Consider the following 17990-nt stretch of genomic DNA (forward strand, 5'->3'; position numbering starts at 1 on the left):
AAAAAATTGCTATGCAATTTTTTAAACCCGTTTATATAATGCTCATGGCGTTGATATGATTTGTTTATTACGGCTCTTGGCGCTTTGGCATATTGGATATGTTGAAGGCCTGCAAAAGCGCAGGGCTACAGTTGCCACAAAAAACGGAACGTACAAGTGAGTGACACAACCGGCGATGCCATGAAAACTGCTGCCGGTTACATAACTATCTTACGCTGTGTTATAAGCCCATTTTATAAGCGAAGCACCCCAGGTAAAACCACCGCCGAATGCGGCAAGCACAATGTTATCGCCGCGTTTAAGCTGTTTTTCCCAATCCCACAAACAAAGTGGCAATGTGCCGGCAGTTGTGTTACCGTATTTCTGTATGTTGATCATGACTTTTTCTTTGGGCAGGTTCATACGGGCGGCCGTGGCATCTATGATACGCAGGTTGGCCTGGTGTGGCACGAGCCATGCAATATCGTCAGCCGTAAGATTATTACGCTCCATTATTTGTGCGCTTACATCTGCCATGCCTACCACCGCAAATTTGAAAACGGTTTTTCCTTCCTGGTACACATAATGCTCCTTGGCGGTAACCGATTCTACTGTTGCAGGTTTTAAAGAACCTCCGGCTTTCATATGCAGGAAATCGCGGCCGCTGCCATCGCTTTTTAAAACTGAATCGATAAGTCCATAGCCTTCTGTGTCGGCCTCGAGTAAAACAGCACCTGCGCCATCGCCAAAAATAATGCAGGTGGCACGATCGGTATAATCGATAATCGCACTCATTTTATCTGCGCCGATTACAATTACTTTTTTGTAGCGGCCACTTTCAATGTATGCGGCACCTGTAGTAAGGGCAAAAAGAAAACCGCTGCAGGCGGCACTGATATCGTAACTAAATGAATTGGTTGCACCCACTTTATCTGCAACAATGTTTGCTGTGGCAGGAAAAACCATATCGGGGGTTACGGTGGCGCAAATAATGCAGTCAATTTCTTTAGGGTCCAGATTTTTTTTGCGAAGTATTTCCTGTACGGCGGGCACACAAAGATCGCTGGTGGCTTTACCGGGTTCTTTAAGGATGCGTCTTTCTTCAATTCCGGTACGGGTTCTGATCCATTCGTCATTTGTTTCTACCATCTTTTCCAACTCTGCGTTTGTTAGCCTGTATTCGGGTACATAGCCACCAACCGCAGTAATAGCGGCAGTAATTTTATTCATAAGTATTCCGATTGTCGGGCAAATGTATTGAAATAAGATATTAGTAACTGTTAGTATTTGCCGGGCAGGACTTTTTGATAACTGAATACATAATCGGCTTACGCTTAAACAATTAATAAGCTAAATCGTTATTGATTATACAAAAACTAACCCATTCAAAAGGTATTTGAAAAATGTATGAATGAGTTACTCAAATTGAGGTAAATAATTTTTACACTATCGACTGTTAGTTTTATAATTGTTTCAGCTACATTTGCGCATCTATTCTAACAACCATGCATTTTCAATTTACAGAAGAACAACTGATGATTCAAAAAGCTGCACGGGATTTTGCAGTTACAGAGTGTTTGCCCGGTGTTATTGAACGGGATGAATTACAAAAATTTCCCAAAGAACAGATCATGCAACTGGCAGACCTCGGGTTTATGGGTATGATGGTAAGCCCGGATTACGGTGGTGCCGGTATGGACACGGTAAGCTACGTGCTGGCAATGGAAGAAATCAGTAAAATAGATGCGAGCGTAAGTGTGTGTATGAGTGTAAACAACAGTCTTGTTTGCTGGGGCCTTGAAAAGTTTGGCAATGAAACACAAAAGCAACAATACCTAACCCCACTCGCACAGGGCAAAAAAGAGGGCGGACTGTATATTGGCGCGTTCCTGCTAAGCGAGCCCGAAGCAGGCAGTGATGCAACTTCCCAAAGAACGATAGCAGAAGATAAGGGTGATCACTATTTGTTGAACGGTGTTAAAAACTGGATCACGAATGGAAACAGTGCCAGTGTATATCTTGTAATGGCACAAACAGATGCAGCAAAAGGATCGAAAGGTATCAATTGCCTTATCGTTGAAAAAAACTGGCCGGGTGTAACCGTGGGTGCTAAAGAAAACAAACTGGGTATACGTGGCAGCGATACACATACCATACTTTTCAATGATGTAAAAGTGCCCAAAGAAAATCGTGTAGGCGAAGATGGATTTGGTTTTAAGTTCGCTATGAAAACACTTGCCGGTGGGCGCATTGGTATTGCATCGCAGGCACTGGGCATAGCCAGCGGCGCTTATGAATTGTCTTTGAATTATGCCAAACAACGTAAAGCTTTCGGCAAAGAGATCATGCATCACCAGGCCATACAATTTAAATTGGCCGACATGGCAACACGCATAGAATCTGCCCGCTTGCTTTGTTTAAAAGCCGCCTGGGAAAAAGATAATAACATAGACTACACACTAAGCAGTTCAATGGCAAAAGTGTTTGCAAGCGAAACAGCTATGTGGACTGCAACCGAAGCAGTGCAGATACACGGCGGCTATGGTTTTGTAAAAGAATACCATGTTGAACGTTTAATGCGCGATGCAAAAATTACACAGATATATGAAGGTACCAGTGAGGTACAACGTATTGTAATAGGACGAAGTATTTTACAATAGTTGGTTTAATAAAGCACATGAGAAAATAGCCCCGTAAGAAATTGCGGGGTTATTTATTTTATGAGCCCGGCTGCAATGCATCCATTAAGCTTCCGTTGCGTCGCACGCTTCAGCTGCAGTAACCATATTGAACAAACCCGAAGATCTAAGCAAAACATTTCATAAGGCCTTTATCAAAGTCCTGAACACGCTTTTAATACCAGATAAAAATCAACGCTTTCACAATTAACAGTTTATACCCTTCGCATTTAACAATTATATTTTTATATTAACATTTCTATAATTTATTATTAACCACTATTTGATTATATATTAATATTTATTTTAATTACAATTTTATTATAATATGTAAATTTGTAGCTCTTTTACTAGTCCGAATTTCAAATCCATATCATGCAAAAGAAAAACCACCTTCCCGTTGGTATTTTTTTAAAAGCAATTGTTGCTTGTAAAAAAAACCTCCAGGTAAAAAAAACCTCCGCTGCAATACTTTTTCCTTCATTCCGCATATATTTAAAATGGTCTGTTAATTGCCTGGCTGTTTGCCTGTTAGCACTTGTATTACCTGCAAAAAGTGTGGCGCAACAATTTTGTAACCCCTCAGTTATTTATGATGAGGTTACTTCTGCCTATCACTCATCATTTGCACGCCTTGCAAACGGATCGTTTGTAATTTGGGGCGAGCAAACGGGCCCGACAACTACAAATGCAGATCTTTTATCGCCCACAGCCGTAACACCTGCAAACGGGTTTAATTATACCGGTTCTCCCTTACTTATGGCCATGGGATCAACATGGGAAGAGCCGCAGGTAATTTTACTTACTTCAACACATCTTTATGCCTGGGGTACAGAAAACCTTGTTATCCCCACAGCTATAACAACCAATGACGCATTTCAGTCCATAACCCCGACAGGGGCCAATAGCTACGGCTTACCGGGAACCCTAACGCCGGCAGACATTGCATATATGACCGCCAGTCACCAGGTCCTGGCCATTCAAACCAATACAGGCGATGTCTACACGCTCGGCTCGCGGTACCAGGCTTATGGAGATGGTACAACTGTTACAAATAATGCGTGGCACCAGGTTAAAATAAACAGCACGACCAACCTTACCAACGTTGTACATATGCGCATCACCTATAAAGGAGGGTTTGCAATAACCAGTACAAATGCATGGTACACATGGGGAGATGAGTCATTGCTCGCAAATGGCAGCGCTAGTGTCGACAGACGCTTTGCAACAGCTATGACTGTTCCTGCAGATTTTACCAGCGCAAGCCAGGTGAAGATGATACAGGTGGGCAGTAAGAATACTACCACTGACCTGATGGCTTATTACGCGTTGCATACCAATGGTAAGATTTATGTGGTGGGTGAAAACACCACAGGCCAGATGGGTGTTGGTAATTATACGGATCAGCTAAACTGGACAAACGTGGTGCAGCCCGGTACAGGAACAGCTGCTCTGACAAGTGTAAGACTCATCAGTGCCAACGAAAGCGATGACCATTATGGTGCAGCGGGTGCAGTACTTAATAATGGAACAGTTTATACATGGGGAGATAACTCTTATGGCATGATCGGTCACAACCAGACCATCACAACGCTTAACAGGCCAACTATTCCCAACGGTTTTACAGTTGGTACAGATATAGCCACTTTTATGGAAGTTGGTGGTCACTCCACCATTATTGTAAAACAGGGTAGCTCAAGGTATTGTTACATCGGCCACCGTGTATTCGGCTCTATGGGAGACGGTACATCGATAGATGATGTGGAAGTTGATTTCAACTGTACAAATACAGGCACAATAGACATTTGTGCAGCCACAAGTTTCGACGCCGGGGATGTTCCCGCCAGCTACGAGAACGGGAACTATGCCACACATTTACTTACCACGAATCCGCTCACGCTAAGGCTTGGTGCAACTTTTCCAACAGCCAATAACAATAACATTGTAAATGTTGCTGCAGGTGCAGACAATAATGGCAGCAATGGTGATGGTACCGAAGAAGATGGCATTACAACATTGCCCGCATATACGCGAAACGGAACTTATAGTGTAACCGTAAACACCGTTAACAACACCGGCGCAAACGTCAACCTGTATGCATGGGTAGACTGGAATAATGATGGGAAATTTTCGAGCAGTGAAATATTGGTCAGGTCGGTTGGAACCGGCACAGCAAATGTCACACTAACCTGGAGCGGGTTGCCTACGTCAGGCCTGAACAGCAAACTTTATATGCGTACCAGGATTACTTCTGCGGGCCTTACAGATGATATATCGACAACCAATATTGATGAAAGAAGTACCGGAGTTGCAAGCAATGGGGAGGTGGAAGATTACCAGTTAGCTGTAACAAATCTTATTTCAGGCACGGTATGGAACGATGTAAACGGCAATTTGTTGATCGACGGCTTAGAAGCGGGAACAAACGCGGGGAACACCGTTTTTGTGAATCTTATAGATGGCGGGAATAACATCGTCAGATCTGTAGCCGTAGCCACTAACGGAACCTATTCTATCGGTGCACCTCAGTCGGTAAGCGGGTATAAACTGGTATTAACAACCACATCTTTTTCCTCATCACCACAACTGCCCGGCGGATGGGTTAATACCGGTGAGAATGTAGGTAGTGGGAATACGGCAGCACAAAGTTCAACACCTGGCAGTATTGATTTAACTACCGGCACAACTGACATAACCGGGCAAAATTTTGGTATTGAACAGCCTCCCACTGCAGGTAGTGGTAGCCAAAATGCAGGCAACAATCCCGGCCGTACGTCACAGGTTACCGTAAATGCATCCACCTTTACGAATACCACTGCCAGCAGCGATCCCTCGCCAGGAGCTGTAACCGGCTTACGTATCACCTCGTTTCCTGTAAATGCCACGAGTATTGTCATTAATGGCACCAGTTACACAAGTGCAACCTTTCCTGTTGCCGGCGTTACAGTTACGACCGACGCCAGCGGCAATCCTGCGCAGACTATTACAGTAGATCCATTATTTAACGGAAGCGGCACAGTAACCATTTCTTTTGTTGTAAGAGATGCTGCAGGTATGGAATCTTCCAATACAGGCACAGCGGCTATCAATTTTACAACTTACATATCAGGTAATATATATAATGACTTCAACGGTCTTTCTGACAATGCTGTTAATGGCACAATAATTAATCCGGGCAATCTCATTAGTGCGGTACTGGTGAATAATACTACCGGGTTAGTAGCAGCCTCTGCTGTCGCAACGGGCGGCACCTATACTTTCAGCGGTCTTACAAATGGTAATTATTCGGTTAGAATCACCACTACTGCAGCTGCGGTCGGTAGTGCCCCTCCTGCTGTAACATTACCATCCGGCTGGGTAAGAACAGGTGAAATTGTTGGTTTTATTTCCGGTAGTGACGGAACGGTAGATGGTATCCTAAACCTTGGCACTATAACAGCATTTGTAAATAACGTAAACTTTGGAATTGAACAGCCACCCGCCGCAGGCAGCGGTATGCAAAGTGCCGGTACCAACCCGGGTGGAACAACACAGGTTACCGTAAACCCATCGGCCTTTACGAACACTACTGCCAGCAGCGATCCTTCACCGGGAGCTGTAACCGGCTTACGTATCACCTCGTTCCCTGTAAATGCCACGAGTATTGTCATTAATGGCACCAGTTACACAAGCGCAACCTTTCCCGTTGCCGGCGTTACAGTTACCGCAGATGCCAGCGGCAATCCTGCGCAGACTGTTACGGTAGACCCTTCGTTTAACGGAAGTGGTGCGGTAACGATTTCTTTTGTTGCAAGAGATGCTGCAGGTATGGAATCTTCTAATACAGGCACCGCGGCTATAAGCTTTACCACTGCCGTATCGGGTAATATATTATACGATGCAAATGGTCTTAGTGACAACACCGTAAATGGCCCGTCTGTAAACCCCGGAGACGTGATCAATGCTGTATTGGTCAACAATACCACCGGCCTGGTGGTTGCTTCTACTGTGGCAACAGGAGGCAACTATACTTTCACCGGTCTTACAAATGGCAATTATTCCGTTCGCATCACAACACTGGCAGCTACGGTCGGCAGTCTTCCTCCCGCAGTTTCAGGCCCGGCAACATGGGTGAACACCGGTGAAAACACCGGCCCCGCCGCTGGCAGTGACGGAACACCGGACGGTATTCTTGATATTGGCAATATTACCGGTGTAGTAACAAGCGCCAACTTTGGTATAGACGAGCGACCTGCAGCAGGAAGTGGTAGTTACAATGCAGGTACAAACCCGGGTGGAACAATACAGGTTACTATAAATGCAGGTGCATTTACCACTATAACACCCAGCAGTGACCCCGCTCCGGGCGCTGTCACAAGTATCCGCATCACGACATTTCCTGCAAATACAACAAGTATGGTTATCAATGGAACCAGTTACACCAGCGCCACATTTCCGGCAGCAGGTATAATTGTTACCACCGATGTAAACGGTAACCCTGGCCAGGCAATTACGGTTGATCCATCCTTCAACGGAAGCGGCACCATAACTATCTCGTTTGTAGCGAGAGATGCTGCAAATGTCGAATCGGCCAATACAGGTATAGCAACGGTAAGTTTATTTAATGCAGTAGCAGGTAATGTTTACAACGATACAAATGGCCTTACCGATAACATAGTGAATGGAAGCGGAACCAATGCGGGCAACACACTGAATGCAATACTCGTAAATACGGCAACAAATCTTGTGACAGCATTGTCTTCAGTAAGCAGTAGTGGCAACTATAATTTTACAGGTCTTGCTGACGGAAGTTATGCGGTTCGTATAACTACCAATACATCAGCAGTGGGCAGCGCACCACCCGTTGTTACACTTCCCGCGGGATGGGTAAACACCGGAGAAAACCTCGGTAGCGGAACAGGCAGTGATGGAACTATTAACGGGATACTCAGTATTGGCACTATAAACAGCACGGTTTCCAATGCAAACTTTGGCATTGAACAACCACCAACAGCCGGCAGCGGTACACAAACCGGTATAAACAATATCGGGGGTACAGCCCAGTTTACTGTAAACGCAGGAACATTTACCAATGTTACAACAAGCAGCGATCCTGCACCGGGTGCTGTAACGGCTATCCGCATCACTACGTTTCCTGCAAATACAACAAGTATGGTTATTAATGGAACCAGTTACACCAGCGCCACATTTCCGGCGGCAGGCGTAATAGTTACCGCAGATGCAAACGGGAACCCGACCCAAACAATTACGGTTGATCCATCTTTTAACGGTAGCGGATCTGTGTCGATCAGGTTTGTGGCAAGGGATGGGGCAGGCTTCCAGTCTTCGAATGAAGGAACAGCCACCCTATCCTTCAACCTTACAATATCAGGCAATGTATATAACGACGTTAACGGACTTACAGACAACATGATTAATGGTACCGGCACAAATGCAGGCAATACCATAAATGCAGTGCTTATCAATACTGCTTCAAATACGGTTATTGCGGCAACTGCTGTATCCGGCAGTGGCGCTTTCAGCTTTGCCGGCCTCACAAACAATGCTTATTCGGTTCGTATCACTACCGCAGCCGCAACTATAGGTGCCGCACCACCGGCGGTAACCTTGCCTTCGGGATGGGTAAACACCGGCGAGAATTTCGGCGCCGGTACAGGCAGTGATGGCACTGCAGATGGTATATTATCATTGGGCAATATAACAGCACAGGCCTTAAACGCCAATTTTGGTATTGCCAATTGTTTAGCAAGCGGCACATCATCACCAAACGCAACAGCAGGCGTAAATAAAGGCGTTTACTGTGCGCAATCCCTTCCGTCTTCCATACAACTGAACGCTTCGGCAACAGGTGGCATAAGTCCTTACACGTATGCATGGGCAGGAAGCGGCGTAACCAATGCTAACCTTCAAAACACCACTGCAAATCCAACTACAACAGGAAGTTTCACTGTTACTGTAACCGATGCCATTGGCTGTAAAGGCAGCGCGATAACGGGCGCAGTTATTTACGACAACACGCTTCCTTCTATTGCATGGTCTTGCGGCTCTACACCCAATAACTGGTTGCGATTGATGGAAAATAACGGCTATAGCTGGAAATGGACCACTACTTCAGGTGGCAGGTTTTATACCAGCAATACCTACAGTACGGCAGATGACAATGCCACTTCCAATATGCGCATGCCGTATATCAACAAAGCCGGTCAATACACTGTGCAGATTACCAGCATTAACGGGTGTACCAGTACCGGGTCAATCAATATGAGCCCGACTCCTGTATCGTGCAGTATTGTTCTACCCGATGAATCAATTGATCTTAACGCAGCATGGTCTGGTAACAGCGTATTGCTTAAATGGAGTACAGCTATACCCAACGTTACCGGCTTTACCATTGAAAGAAGTACAGATGCGGTAAATTTTACAGCAATAAGTGAAGTAAGGGCCGGCCAGTCTGCCGCTTACAGCTATACCGATGCCAACATTCCTGCACCCTGTAACGCTATCTGGTTCAGGATTAAAACAACAGACATCTTTGGAAAAGCAGTGTTGAGCAAAGCCGCGATGCTGACATGTAAACAACTGCAGGCTGGTTCGATACTCGTGATGCCAAACCCTGTTACGGGCGGGCATTTTACCATCAACTACAAATTGCCTGTGGCCGGAACTATTAACTACGAACTATTCAACATAAACGGGCAACGTCTTTTAAATGGTGTACTTGAAAATGTGCGGGCAAATGAAACGGGTAGCAAAACCATTATACTACCTGCCGGCACAGCAAGAGGAACATACATTATCAGGCTACTGAACACACAATGGGCCAGTAAACCCCTAAAAATTATTGTTACAGATTAAGCAATGATTTTTCCAATACACGCCCGAAAAACCGAAGGCTGTCTCGCAGGAGACAGCTTTTTTCATGAGCGCCTATCCGCTTTATGATTGCAACAAACAAAACCAGTTACACAATGCCCACTCATTTGCTGCCGTACAAGTGAGTGACACAACAGGTGCCTGATAGTAGCAATGCAGCTTACTTTATAACAGATCTTATAAATGGCATAATATTGATGCAGAATTCAATCTTCGTGTAATGAAAGTAATGCGATTTTTTTTATGGCTGGTGGTTGCTCAATGTGTTTGTTGTGTAGCGGTTGCGCAGGATAGTTTGCTGTTGAAATTTATTCTCGAAAGAATCAATACGCACCAGGTGCAGCAGGATGATTTTTTTATACGCGGCGTTTACCCTTCTTACATCAATAACAATGAAAAATTTTCCACGGCAAAAAAAGACAACAATATTTTCTTTAACGGGCTTATTGCATATACGTTGCAGGATATTAAAGCAACGCTTAATAAAAACTTACAACCGCTGACCAATACGATGCTTATCAATGGAGTACCTGCCTATGCATTTTTTAAAAACCGGAAAGGCAGAAACACCTATAATTTTTGGCGCACAGATACAACTTATGATTACCCGTATGCAGGCATTTTAACGCCATTTGCAAAAGATATTTCATTGCCGGATGATATGGATGACACCGTGCTTTCTTTGCTGGCCCTGGAGACGGACAGCGCCAATGCTGCTGTTGTACATGCACTGATGCAGCAATTTGTAAACAGCGATACGAACAGGGTAAGATCTGTGATAGAAAACTACCGCAACAAGCCTGCCTATTCTACCTGGTTTGGAAAAAAGTTCCCGGTAGTGTTTGATGTATCTGTTTTGTGTAACGTACTCGCATTTGTGCAGCAATACAACCTCCAGTGGACAAAAGCCGACTCTGCAAGCCTTGACGTAATTATCACCACATTGCAGAACGACTATCACCGAACGCATGCGGTGTATGCATCACCGTATTATCCAAAAACATCGCTCATTCTCTATCATGTAGCAAGACTGATGTACATTAAGCCCGTTGCCGCACTCGAGCCACTGCGTGTTAAAATTGTTTCTGACGCTGCAAGAGAGCTGGCTTTAACCACCAACATGCTGGAAAAAATAATACTCAGTACCACGATATTGAAACTTGGTTACGAACCTCCTCCCATACAAATAGATATGCAGGATGTGGTACCGAAAATTGAACAGAACGATTTTTGTTTTTTTGTTGGCAACATACCTTCCTACTTTAAAAATCTCCAAAAAAAGTTTGCAACAGCAAAAAAGATCGGCTTCTTTTATCATTATTGCCCTGCATACAATGATGCGCTGTTGCTGGAATACCTTACCCTTACGCGCAAAAAATAGGAGTGGTTAAATGCACGACATGTTAGTTTGTGAGAGCCGGCTTTTGTGCTTCGTGGCATCTTCGTTGCGTCGCATTACGTTCATCGTTCAGAACACTGGTGAAGCTGCAGCGATCAATGTTTAAAAAGCATTAGCTTACAAAGCTGATCTAACATTTAACCTGGCAGGTTTGCGCTCAACATTTCATAGTGTTCTACAACCGGAAAAGGATCGTAATAATGATGCAACAATTTTTTCCATTCCAGGTATTGCAGAGATTGCCTGAACCCAATGGTGTGGTCTTCCAGTTTTTGCCATTCCACCAGCAGTAAGTATTTATTTGCCTGTTCCACACACCTGCGTAATGAATGTTTAATGTAACCATCTATCGAAGAAATATACTTTCCTGCGGTTTGAAAATCTTTTTCAAACGCAGACTCCTGCCCTGGTTTTATATTAAGTATTGCCACTTCAAGTATCATCGTATTTAATTAAAATTTTTTTGCTGTTAACATTGCTAACGTAAAATAACTGTAAGCTCATCTGCCAGCAATTGCAATAGTTGCTTATCGATTTTTTCCAGCTTCTTTACATCCTGGCCTGGTATAGTTACCACGCGAAAATTACTTTCTTCATCGCGTTCAAAGTAAACATCCATCTCATCAATTTGTACGACTATCTTATAACTAAAACCTTGCAGCAGCAGGTGTGCTTTAAAATCGCGGCTGGTTTCATTGTAGTTGGTGGTGAGAATAAATTCGTCCGTCATTATACTGCGAAAGTAATGGCTTGTTGTAAATCCTGAGCCGGTTTCCAAAATTAACATAAGCGTATTGGCATTACGGGTTACAAAAACTTCAGGGGTTGTTACCAAAACAGTGCATTATACTATGGCTGCAACATTCTAAAAAACCTGCATGCTAATCCTGGTCATGTTTTTTTAAAATACAAGCGGTTAAATTGCTATGGTTATACCTGCAATTGTTTCATTGCTTCAGCACCCGATTAACCTTTGAAAAATTACCAACCCATATTGGTTACTAACTACAAAAATTGCCATTAATATGAGAAAAATAATTACCTGCCTGTTATGCATTGTATCGTTTATAGGCAAAGCACAGGTTACAACAGCATGGGTAAATGAACCGCGTGGTGTTTCAGTCGCAACCGATCTGTTCAACAATGTTTACACTGCAGATTGGGATTATAGTCCCGGTGGAGATATTACCCTCACAAAACGAAATACTTCGGGCGAAATTCAATGGCAGGCTTCTTTTGATAACACAGACCAGACAAGACATGAAGTAGCTACCTGGGTTGAAACAGATCATCAGAATAACGTATTTGTTACCGGCACAATAAGATCAGGTTACTCCAACCCGGTAAACGCCGCAAGCATTGTTATGAAGTATTCGTCTTCCGGCACTTTGCTTTGGCGTAAGGTGTACGAAAGCAGTTTCGACGGCTCTTCTACAAAAAAATGTGTCACAGATGCCAACGATAACATCTACGTACTAGGCCTGGGCAATGGCCCCTCAGGGCTCGTAACCAGTGTAAAAAAAATTACCCCGGATGGAACTACTGCGTGGACTTATTACGATGATGCAGGAATAGGCGCACCGCTAAACATTAAACTTACACCCGATAACAAAATACTGATAACAGGACGGGGCATAACCGGAAGCGTAAACGGATATTCAAAGATCGACCTTGAAGGCAATAACATATGGAACTATGCAGGTGTTTTGAGCTTGTATACAGGCGATGCAGCAGGTGATCTGTATGGCAACACATACCTTACACATCATGAGTATGTACTAAATGGTAAAGGTGTGATAAAAAAATTATCGCCCGCAGGAAATATTTTGTGGCAAAAGCTACATGATGTGATTGGCTACCTGGCAGAGGTCGGTTCGGATAATCAGCCCGTCATCAGCGGATTTCCCAACAACGGTAACGGCGGCGCTGCGTTTGCAAAATTTGACAGCAGCGGAACGATGCTGTGGCAAAATCTTGATGCTGACGGGCCATTGTACAACCTGTTATTACCTGCACAAATGAAACTGGATGCCATTAACAATGCCTACCTCGCGGCAGGCACATTAACAGAGATGGCTGTCTGCAAAATAAACAGTAACGGCACTATCGGCTGGACTCATTCAACGAGCGGGGGATTTGCCTACGGCTTGGATATTGGAAATGACAATAACATATATGTGGTTGGCGGATATACCGCTAAATTTATGCAAGCACCTCTGTGTACAACCCCTGTTGGTTTAACTGTTTCAAACATCAATGCCAATAAAGCCAGATTAAACTGGTTGCCCGTACCCGGTGCGTATGGATACGAAATATGGGCGAAGCCTATAGCTGCCAGTCGATGGAAGAAAGTAATCACCGGGGCAGGCAGTAATACATTTATTGCCAGGGGACTTACCTGTAGCACCGTTTATGAATGGAAAATCCGGACAATCTGTGACAGTTCCCGGAATACAACATCTCCATTTTCTGCAGTGCAAAACTTTACCACTGTTGCCTGCACCAGCGCTGTAAACACCGCAGATCATTATGCCATAACGTTGAATGACAAACAACAGTTGATCTACCCTAACCCTGCAAAACCGGGTGGAATTGTGTACGTAAAGAATATTTATGCAAATACCGCATATAAACTCTTTACCGCCAGTGCTGCAATTGTAGCAAGCGGCATGAGCACTGCCGGCACTATAAAATTGCCGGCAAACCTGTCAACAGGTACTTACTATATCGAAATATACGGTGCGCCAACAGCCAGGCAAAAAATTATAATCATTCGCTAGAATGTAGATACTTTTTTATAACTGCAGTAGCAAAAAACTTACAGGAGCCCGCAAGGGCTTCTTTATTTATTCAAAACCGGAACACGGGTAACCTTTCTTTTGTTATTGTTATGCGAACCCTCAAGCGGCTATTTTCACAACTGATACATTACCAGGATTGAGCGTTGCGATTTTAGTAGCGGGCAACATACGGGTACTGAACCGCTGCAGGCTATGCTCTGCTGCCCACCGGCACAGCCCTTATGCCGTATACCAACAAATAAGCGATCATCCAAAACTCACCGGCTGTTGCGGGTATAACAAGCATACCAGTATAAGCGCTTTGAAATCCTGCACAGTTAAGGCACGTTTGTAAAAGATAACCTGCTCCGCCTGCTATAAGTATTCTGCCCAACCATAGCGGCATGCTGCGGGAAGTGATTACCATATAACCCATCGGCAGTAGCCAAAGCCCAAAAAACAAACCACCTACAGACCATGCGTTTGCGATTATACCCATTAATATTTGTACCCCGATTATTTTTTCACGTGGCGTTGAGAACGATGAGCCGGCAATATCGATGATGGCGCTCATTGACGTTGCACTAACCATGATTATTACCGCATTTACTGTGCCCCAGATTGCCAATACCAAAGCAGCCCATCTATTAATACCGCAAAACAATTTATAAAACCATACTGCAGTAAGTGCCTGCGCAACGATAATAAGTAATTCAAAAAAAAGCCGGGTTCTTGCAACCGGCGCCAGGTCAATGACATTATTCAATGTTTGCTGCGGATCATCACCAACAAAAATACGGGGATGAAAAACCATGAACCCGAAAACACCGGAAACTGCCAGTAGCAGGTACCACAGCCCTGCAATTCTTGCGGTTTTAACCAACCGGGCGTGTTGTATACTTGTATCCATATTTGCTGCTTTTTATTGTGGTTGGTTTTTTCACAGGAGCGCTTACCGGCACAGACGCCAGCGCACCAATACGAAACCGCTACCGCATCGCTGCTGCCGCCATGAAAAAGGAAAGCACAAGTGAGTGACACAACAGGCGATGCCACATGGAACCGATGCTCACCCAATTATTTTTTTCATGGTTTCTTCAAGCTCTTTTTACTATAGCCGTATTGGATTTCCTGCGCCTACGGTTGTTGTTTTGCTATCATTTTAAGGCCGTAATTCCTGATGGCTGTAATAAGTTCTATGATGTCTTTGCCCTGCTCTGTAAGACTGTACTCCGTTTTGGGCGGTACTACAGCATACACCTTGCGTTCAATATAACCATCTTCTTCCAGTTCTCTCAACTGGCTTGTGAGCATTTTATCAGAGATGTGCGGAATGTCTTTGCGCAATTCGCCATAGCGCATCACGTGGTCTTTTAATCGCCATAAGATGGGAGCCTTCCACGTACCCCCTATTTGTTCCATAACCAGTTGCACAGGGTTGTAATAAATTTTACCGTTGTAGTTAAAATCAGGCATTATATGTAACGATTGGTGGCAGCATTACTTACCCAAAAGTGCGTATCGCACTTTTTGGTTATACTGCTTGCGAAGGTAGATATGGCAGTGATATTTGTGGTACAAAAGTTTTTGGGGGCACTAAGCAGTGCACCACGAGTATTTAACACATCAAACCAAACATAATGATTACAGAAGTAAACAGCTACGTGCATTTTCATGGTGCACCTGCAAAAGGTAAGATTTTAATGGTGGCCAGTTCGCCGGCTGTAAGCACACAAACAGGCTGGCCTATTGGTTTTTTGGGCTGCAGAACTAACACATCCGTTACGGGTTTTCCAGGAGGCTGGTTATATGGTAACACTGGTTTCTACTGCCGGTGGCAAACTTGAAATGGACAGCTATTCTAATCCCACGGATGCAAGCGGATACTCGGCCGGGGATGTTATTTCTTTGGGCTATATGCAGCAGCAATCGTTTAATGATATGCTGGCAAATACGCAAAAGCTTACGGAAGCAGATGTTGCCGACTATGATGCTATTTTTCTGGTAGGCGGACAGGGCCCGATGTACACATTCAGGGGGAATAAAGGCCTTGAGAAATTATTCGTTGCCTTCTATGAAGCGGGTAAGCCCAGTGCAGCGGTTTGTCATTCCACCACGCTGTTACTGGAAGCAAAGAAAACGGATGGAGAATTATTGGTGCATGGTAAAACATGGACAGGCTTTGCCAATGCTGAAGAAGATTACGCTGATGAGGCAGCAGGTATAAAAATTCAACCCTACCGCATAGAAACAACAGCAGGCAAACTGACCGGCACCACATTTAAAGTGGCCGCAGCATTTAGCAGCTATGCAATTGCTGATGGAAATTTGATTACGGGCCAGCAACAGAACAGCGGTGCTGCGGCGGCAGAACTGGTAGTGAAAGCATTGAACAGGTAATAGCTCAATTATAAAAAAGCATTACCAAAGTCTTGCCATAAGCTGGCGGTAATACATTGAACAAATACCAGGAAAAGTAAAGCGACAGACGGTTATTTATTTTAAATTTAATGATGATGAAAATTGCAGTAATAGGATCGGGTAATGTAGGCGGTGCACTTGCGCAGCAATGGATTAAAGCGGGTCACACCGTTTTGATCGGTGCAAACTTTCCGTTGAGCGGTAAAAGCATTGAGCTTGCCACAAAGATTGGCGAAGACAGGTTTGCGGTGATTGAAAATGCGGTAAAACAATGCGACGTTATTTTGATTGCCACACCAGCAACAGCCATATTTGACATTATTCAGCAGATGGGTGACGTTTCAGGTAAGGTTATCATAGATGCCTCGAATGCCGTAATGAAAGGTCCTGAACCTTACCCGACAGTTTATCATTGCCTGGCCGACAGAACCAGTGCTGCGATTGTGAAATGTTTTAATACTACCGGTTTTGAGAATATGCTGAACCCTGTGTACAATAACGAACGTATCGATATGTTTATGGCTGGTGACAGTGATAAAGCCAAAGAAACTGCCCGGCAACTGGCACTTGATTGCGGTTTTGGCGGCTGTATTGATTTTGGCAAAGCAGACAAAGTTGTACTGCTGGAACAATTTGCATTGTCGTGGATAAACCTTGCAATCATGCAAGGTAATGGACGAGATATGGCATTTAAGGTTGTGCGCCGGTGATATGCTTCGCCGGAAGAGTTGACAGCATTGTTGAATGGCAGCATCCGCTGCTGACTGCTCCAATGTGAGGCCTCAGTATTGGCAATACTTGTGTTAGCCTCAACAATGTCGCTCTGAAGCATTGATTTCATTTTTTTGTCAACCAAATGAAATTTAGCCCATTCCTCTTTGCTCTTAATGTTGACTGATGCTGGATAATCAATTAACCAATTAACCTTTTCGATTTCAATACTTGTGATATCAGTCAAATCAAAACTGTAGCTCTTTGTCTTTAGCAATGAAGTCAGGTATTTTATTTTTACGTGTCTATCGTCAGGGATGAAATTTGTTAAGTATTTGCGTTCTCCGAAAAAGGCTCTGATTAAACTTCCAATAATAAGTCAAAGGCCGAATAAGATATTAAACGCTTTGCAGTTGGTTGATGTTAGTTTGTCGAGCTGAAGCCACACCTGCACTAAACCCAAAGTTGGTGGCTGGCGTTTTCTGTCTGCTTTGAATTGCTTTACCAAATAAATTGATGTTCTGCAAAGTCTTCACTTTGTTTATATTCATTGTTTGTCCCAAAATAAATTTCAGATTCATGATAAAATAATAACGCCCAAGTCAAACTTTGGTCAATTATTGTTAAGTCATCAGAATAATAAAAGCTGTCAAAATATTTTATGAACAGTTTCCAAGGTACAATCATTGCTTGGTCAGGTTGCCACGAAAGAAAGACTTGCTTATCAAACGGAAGTCCACGATGATAAAGCCATTTTTTAATTACTTTCTTATTGTCAAAGTCAATTTTTGCTTTGTCAATAGTTTTGAAAAAATTCGCTTTAAATGGAACGTCGTCATGAAGTCTTGAATTTGAAATATAATCCCACAAAAATTTAGAAGCAAGGTTGTCTAATGGTTGGAGTTGGTCTAAATGTAGTTCAGGCAGATTGTCATATTTATCGTCAGTGAACCGCCAACTTAAACTAAAATCCTTCATTGGGATTGTGTGCTCATAAATGTTTCCAAAGTCTACTACCATTTACTTGTAAAATTATTAGGGCATTCCAATAATGCTTACTACTAACGTTCGAGGCTTGCCAAAGAGTTGATATTTTATAATTGCCTGCCTTCAAACTGAAGCCGCAGCATTGTGTTAAATACTCCGCCA

The 17990-nt window shown here is 43.7% G+C and carries 12 protein-coding genes; 6 read left to right on the forward strand and 6 right to left on the reverse strand.

Features of this window, described 5'->3' with window-relative positions:
- Positions 1 to 210: 210 nt before the first annotated feature.
- The gene (locus I5907_RS17015) at positions 211 to 1209 is read right to left on the reverse strand and encodes a beta-ketoacyl-ACP synthase III (RefSeq protein WP_196991999.1); all 999 of its coding nucleotides are present in this window, start codon (positions 1207 to 1209) and stop codon (positions 211 to 213) included.
- A gap of 275 nt (positions 1210 to 1484) precedes the next feature.
- On the opposite strand from I5907_RS17015, the gene I5907_RS17020 reads away from it, so the two are divergent.
- From I5907_RS17020 to I5907_RS17030, 3 genes are all read left to right on the forward strand, one after another.
- On the forward strand, positions 1485 to 2639 hold the full coding sequence (locus I5907_RS17020) for an acyl-CoA dehydrogenase family protein (RefSeq protein WP_196992000.1): 1155 nt from the start codon (positions 1485 to 1487) through the stop codon (positions 2637 to 2639).
- A gap of 393 nt (positions 2640 to 3032) precedes the next feature.
- The gene (locus I5907_RS17025) at positions 3033 to 9512 is read left to right on the forward strand and encodes a beta strand repeat-containing protein (protein WP_196992001.1); all 6480 of its coding nucleotides are present in this window, start codon (positions 3033 to 3035) and stop codon (positions 9510 to 9512) included.
- A gap of 238 nt (positions 9513 to 9750) precedes the next feature.
- Positions 9751 to 10911 (forward strand): hypothetical protein, encoded by a 1161-nt coding sequence (locus tag I5907_RS17030; RefSeq protein ID WP_196992002.1) that lies wholly within the window; start codon positions 9751 to 9753, stop codon positions 10909 to 10911.
- A 155-nt stretch (positions 10912 to 11066) separates the two neighbouring features.
- Here I5907_RS17030 and I5907_RS17035 read toward each other — a convergent pair whose 3' ends face one another.
- Together I5907_RS17035 and I5907_RS17040 are read right to left on the reverse strand one after the other, a co-directional pair.
- Positions 11067 to 11372, reverse strand: coding sequence for an antibiotic biosynthesis monooxygenase family protein (locus I5907_RS17035; protein ID WP_196992003.1), 306 nt, complete (start codon positions 11370 to 11372; stop codon positions 11067 to 11069).
- Positions 11373 to 11407: 35 nt separating this feature from the next.
- Entirely contained in the window at positions 11408 to 11659 is a 252-nt protein-coding gene (locus I5907_RS17040; protein WP_196992004.1) for a hypothetical protein, read from the reverse strand.
- 295 nt (positions 11660 to 11954) lie between these two features.
- On the opposite strand from I5907_RS17040, the gene I5907_RS17045 reads away from it, so the two are divergent.
- Positions 11955 to 13709, forward strand: coding sequence for a hypothetical protein (locus I5907_RS17045; RefSeq protein ID WP_196992005.1), 1755 nt, complete (start codon positions 11955 to 11957; stop codon positions 13707 to 13709).
- A 211-nt stretch (positions 13710 to 13920) separates the two neighbouring features.
- Here the strand turns inward: I5907_RS17045 and I5907_RS17050 are convergent, their stop codons facing one another.
- Positions 13921 to 14619: a DUF4386 domain-containing protein gene (locus tag I5907_RS17050; protein WP_196992006.1), complete on the reverse strand. Its 699-nt coding sequence runs from the start codon at positions 14617 to 14619 to the stop codon at positions 13921 to 13923.
- 227 nt (positions 14620 to 14846) lie between these two features.
- Positions 14847 to 15185: a winged helix-turn-helix transcriptional regulator gene (locus I5907_RS17055; protein WP_231402147.1), complete on the reverse strand. Its 339-nt coding sequence runs from the start codon at positions 15183 to 15185 to the stop codon at positions 14847 to 14849.
- Between the two features lie 273 nt (positions 15186 to 15458).
- On the opposite strand from I5907_RS17055, the gene I5907_RS17060 reads away from it, so the two are divergent.
- Both I5907_RS17060 and I5907_RS17065 read left to right on the forward strand, forming a co-directional pair.
- Entirely contained in the window at positions 15459 to 16109 is a 651-nt protein-coding gene (locus I5907_RS17060; protein WP_196992007.1) for a type 1 glutamine amidotransferase domain-containing protein, read from the forward strand.
- A 116-nt stretch (positions 16110 to 16225) separates the two neighbouring features.
- The gene (locus I5907_RS17065) at positions 16226 to 16840 is read left to right on the forward strand and encodes an NADPH-dependent F420 reductase (protein ID WP_196992008.1); all 615 of its coding nucleotides are present in this window, start codon (positions 16226 to 16228) and stop codon (positions 16838 to 16840) included.
- Positions 16841 to 17342: 502 nt separating this feature from the next.
- On the opposite strand, the gene I5907_RS17070 is transcribed toward I5907_RS17065, so the two are convergent.
- Complete coding sequence (locus I5907_RS17070) at positions 17343 to 17819, reverse strand: hypothetical protein (protein ID WP_196992009.1); 477 nt, start codon at positions 17817 to 17819, stop codon at positions 17343 to 17345.
- Positions 17820 to 17990: the final 171 nt, after the last annotated feature.

Origin of the sequence: Panacibacter microcysteis (assembly GCF_015831355.1) — a bacterium.
GTDB classification, from domain to species: Bacteria; Bacteroidota; Bacteroidia; order Chitinophagales; family Chitinophagaceae; genus Panacibacter; species Panacibacter microcysteis.

Coding starts and splice junctions, on each gene's coding strand:
- I5907_RS17020 (WP_196992000.1), top strand. CDS start 1,485: ATGCATTTTCAATTTACAGAAGAACAACTGATGATTCAAAAAGCTGCA.
- I5907_RS17030 (WP_196992002.1), top strand. CDS start 9,751: ATGAAAGTAATGCGATTTTTTTTATGGCTGGTGGTTGCTCAATGTGTT.
- I5907_RS17035 (WP_196992003.1), bottom strand. CDS start 11,372: ATGATACTTGAAGTGGCAATACTTAATATAAAACCAGGGCAGGAGTCT.
- I5907_RS17050 (WP_196992006.1), bottom strand. CDS start 14,619: ATGGATACAAGTATACAACACGCCCGGTTGGTTAAAACCGCAAGAATT.
- I5907_RS17070 (WP_196992009.1), bottom strand. CDS start 17,819: ATGAAGGATTTTAGTTTAAGTTGGCGGTTCACTGACGATAAATATGAC.
- I5907_RS17025 (WP_196992001.1), top strand. CDS start 3,033: ATGCAAAAGAAAAACCACCTTCCCGTTGGTATTTTTTTAAAAGCAATT.
- I5907_RS17055 (WP_231402147.1), bottom strand. CDS start 15,185: ATGCCTGATTTTAACTACAACGGTAAAATTTATTACAACCCTGTGCAA.
- I5907_RS17040 (WP_196992004.1), bottom strand. CDS start 11,659: ATGACGGACGAATTTATTCTCACCACCAACTACAATGAAACCAGCCGC.
- I5907_RS17045 (WP_196992005.1), top strand. CDS start 11,955: ATGAGAAAAATAATTACCTGCCTGTTATGCATTGTATCGTTTATAGGC.
- I5907_RS17015 (WP_196991999.1), bottom strand. CDS start 1,209: ATGAATAAAATTACTGCCGCTATTACTGCGGTTGGTGGCTATGTACCC.
- I5907_RS17065 (WP_196992008.1), top strand. CDS start 16,226: ATGAAAATTGCAGTAATAGGATCGGGTAATGTAGGCGGTGCACTTGCG.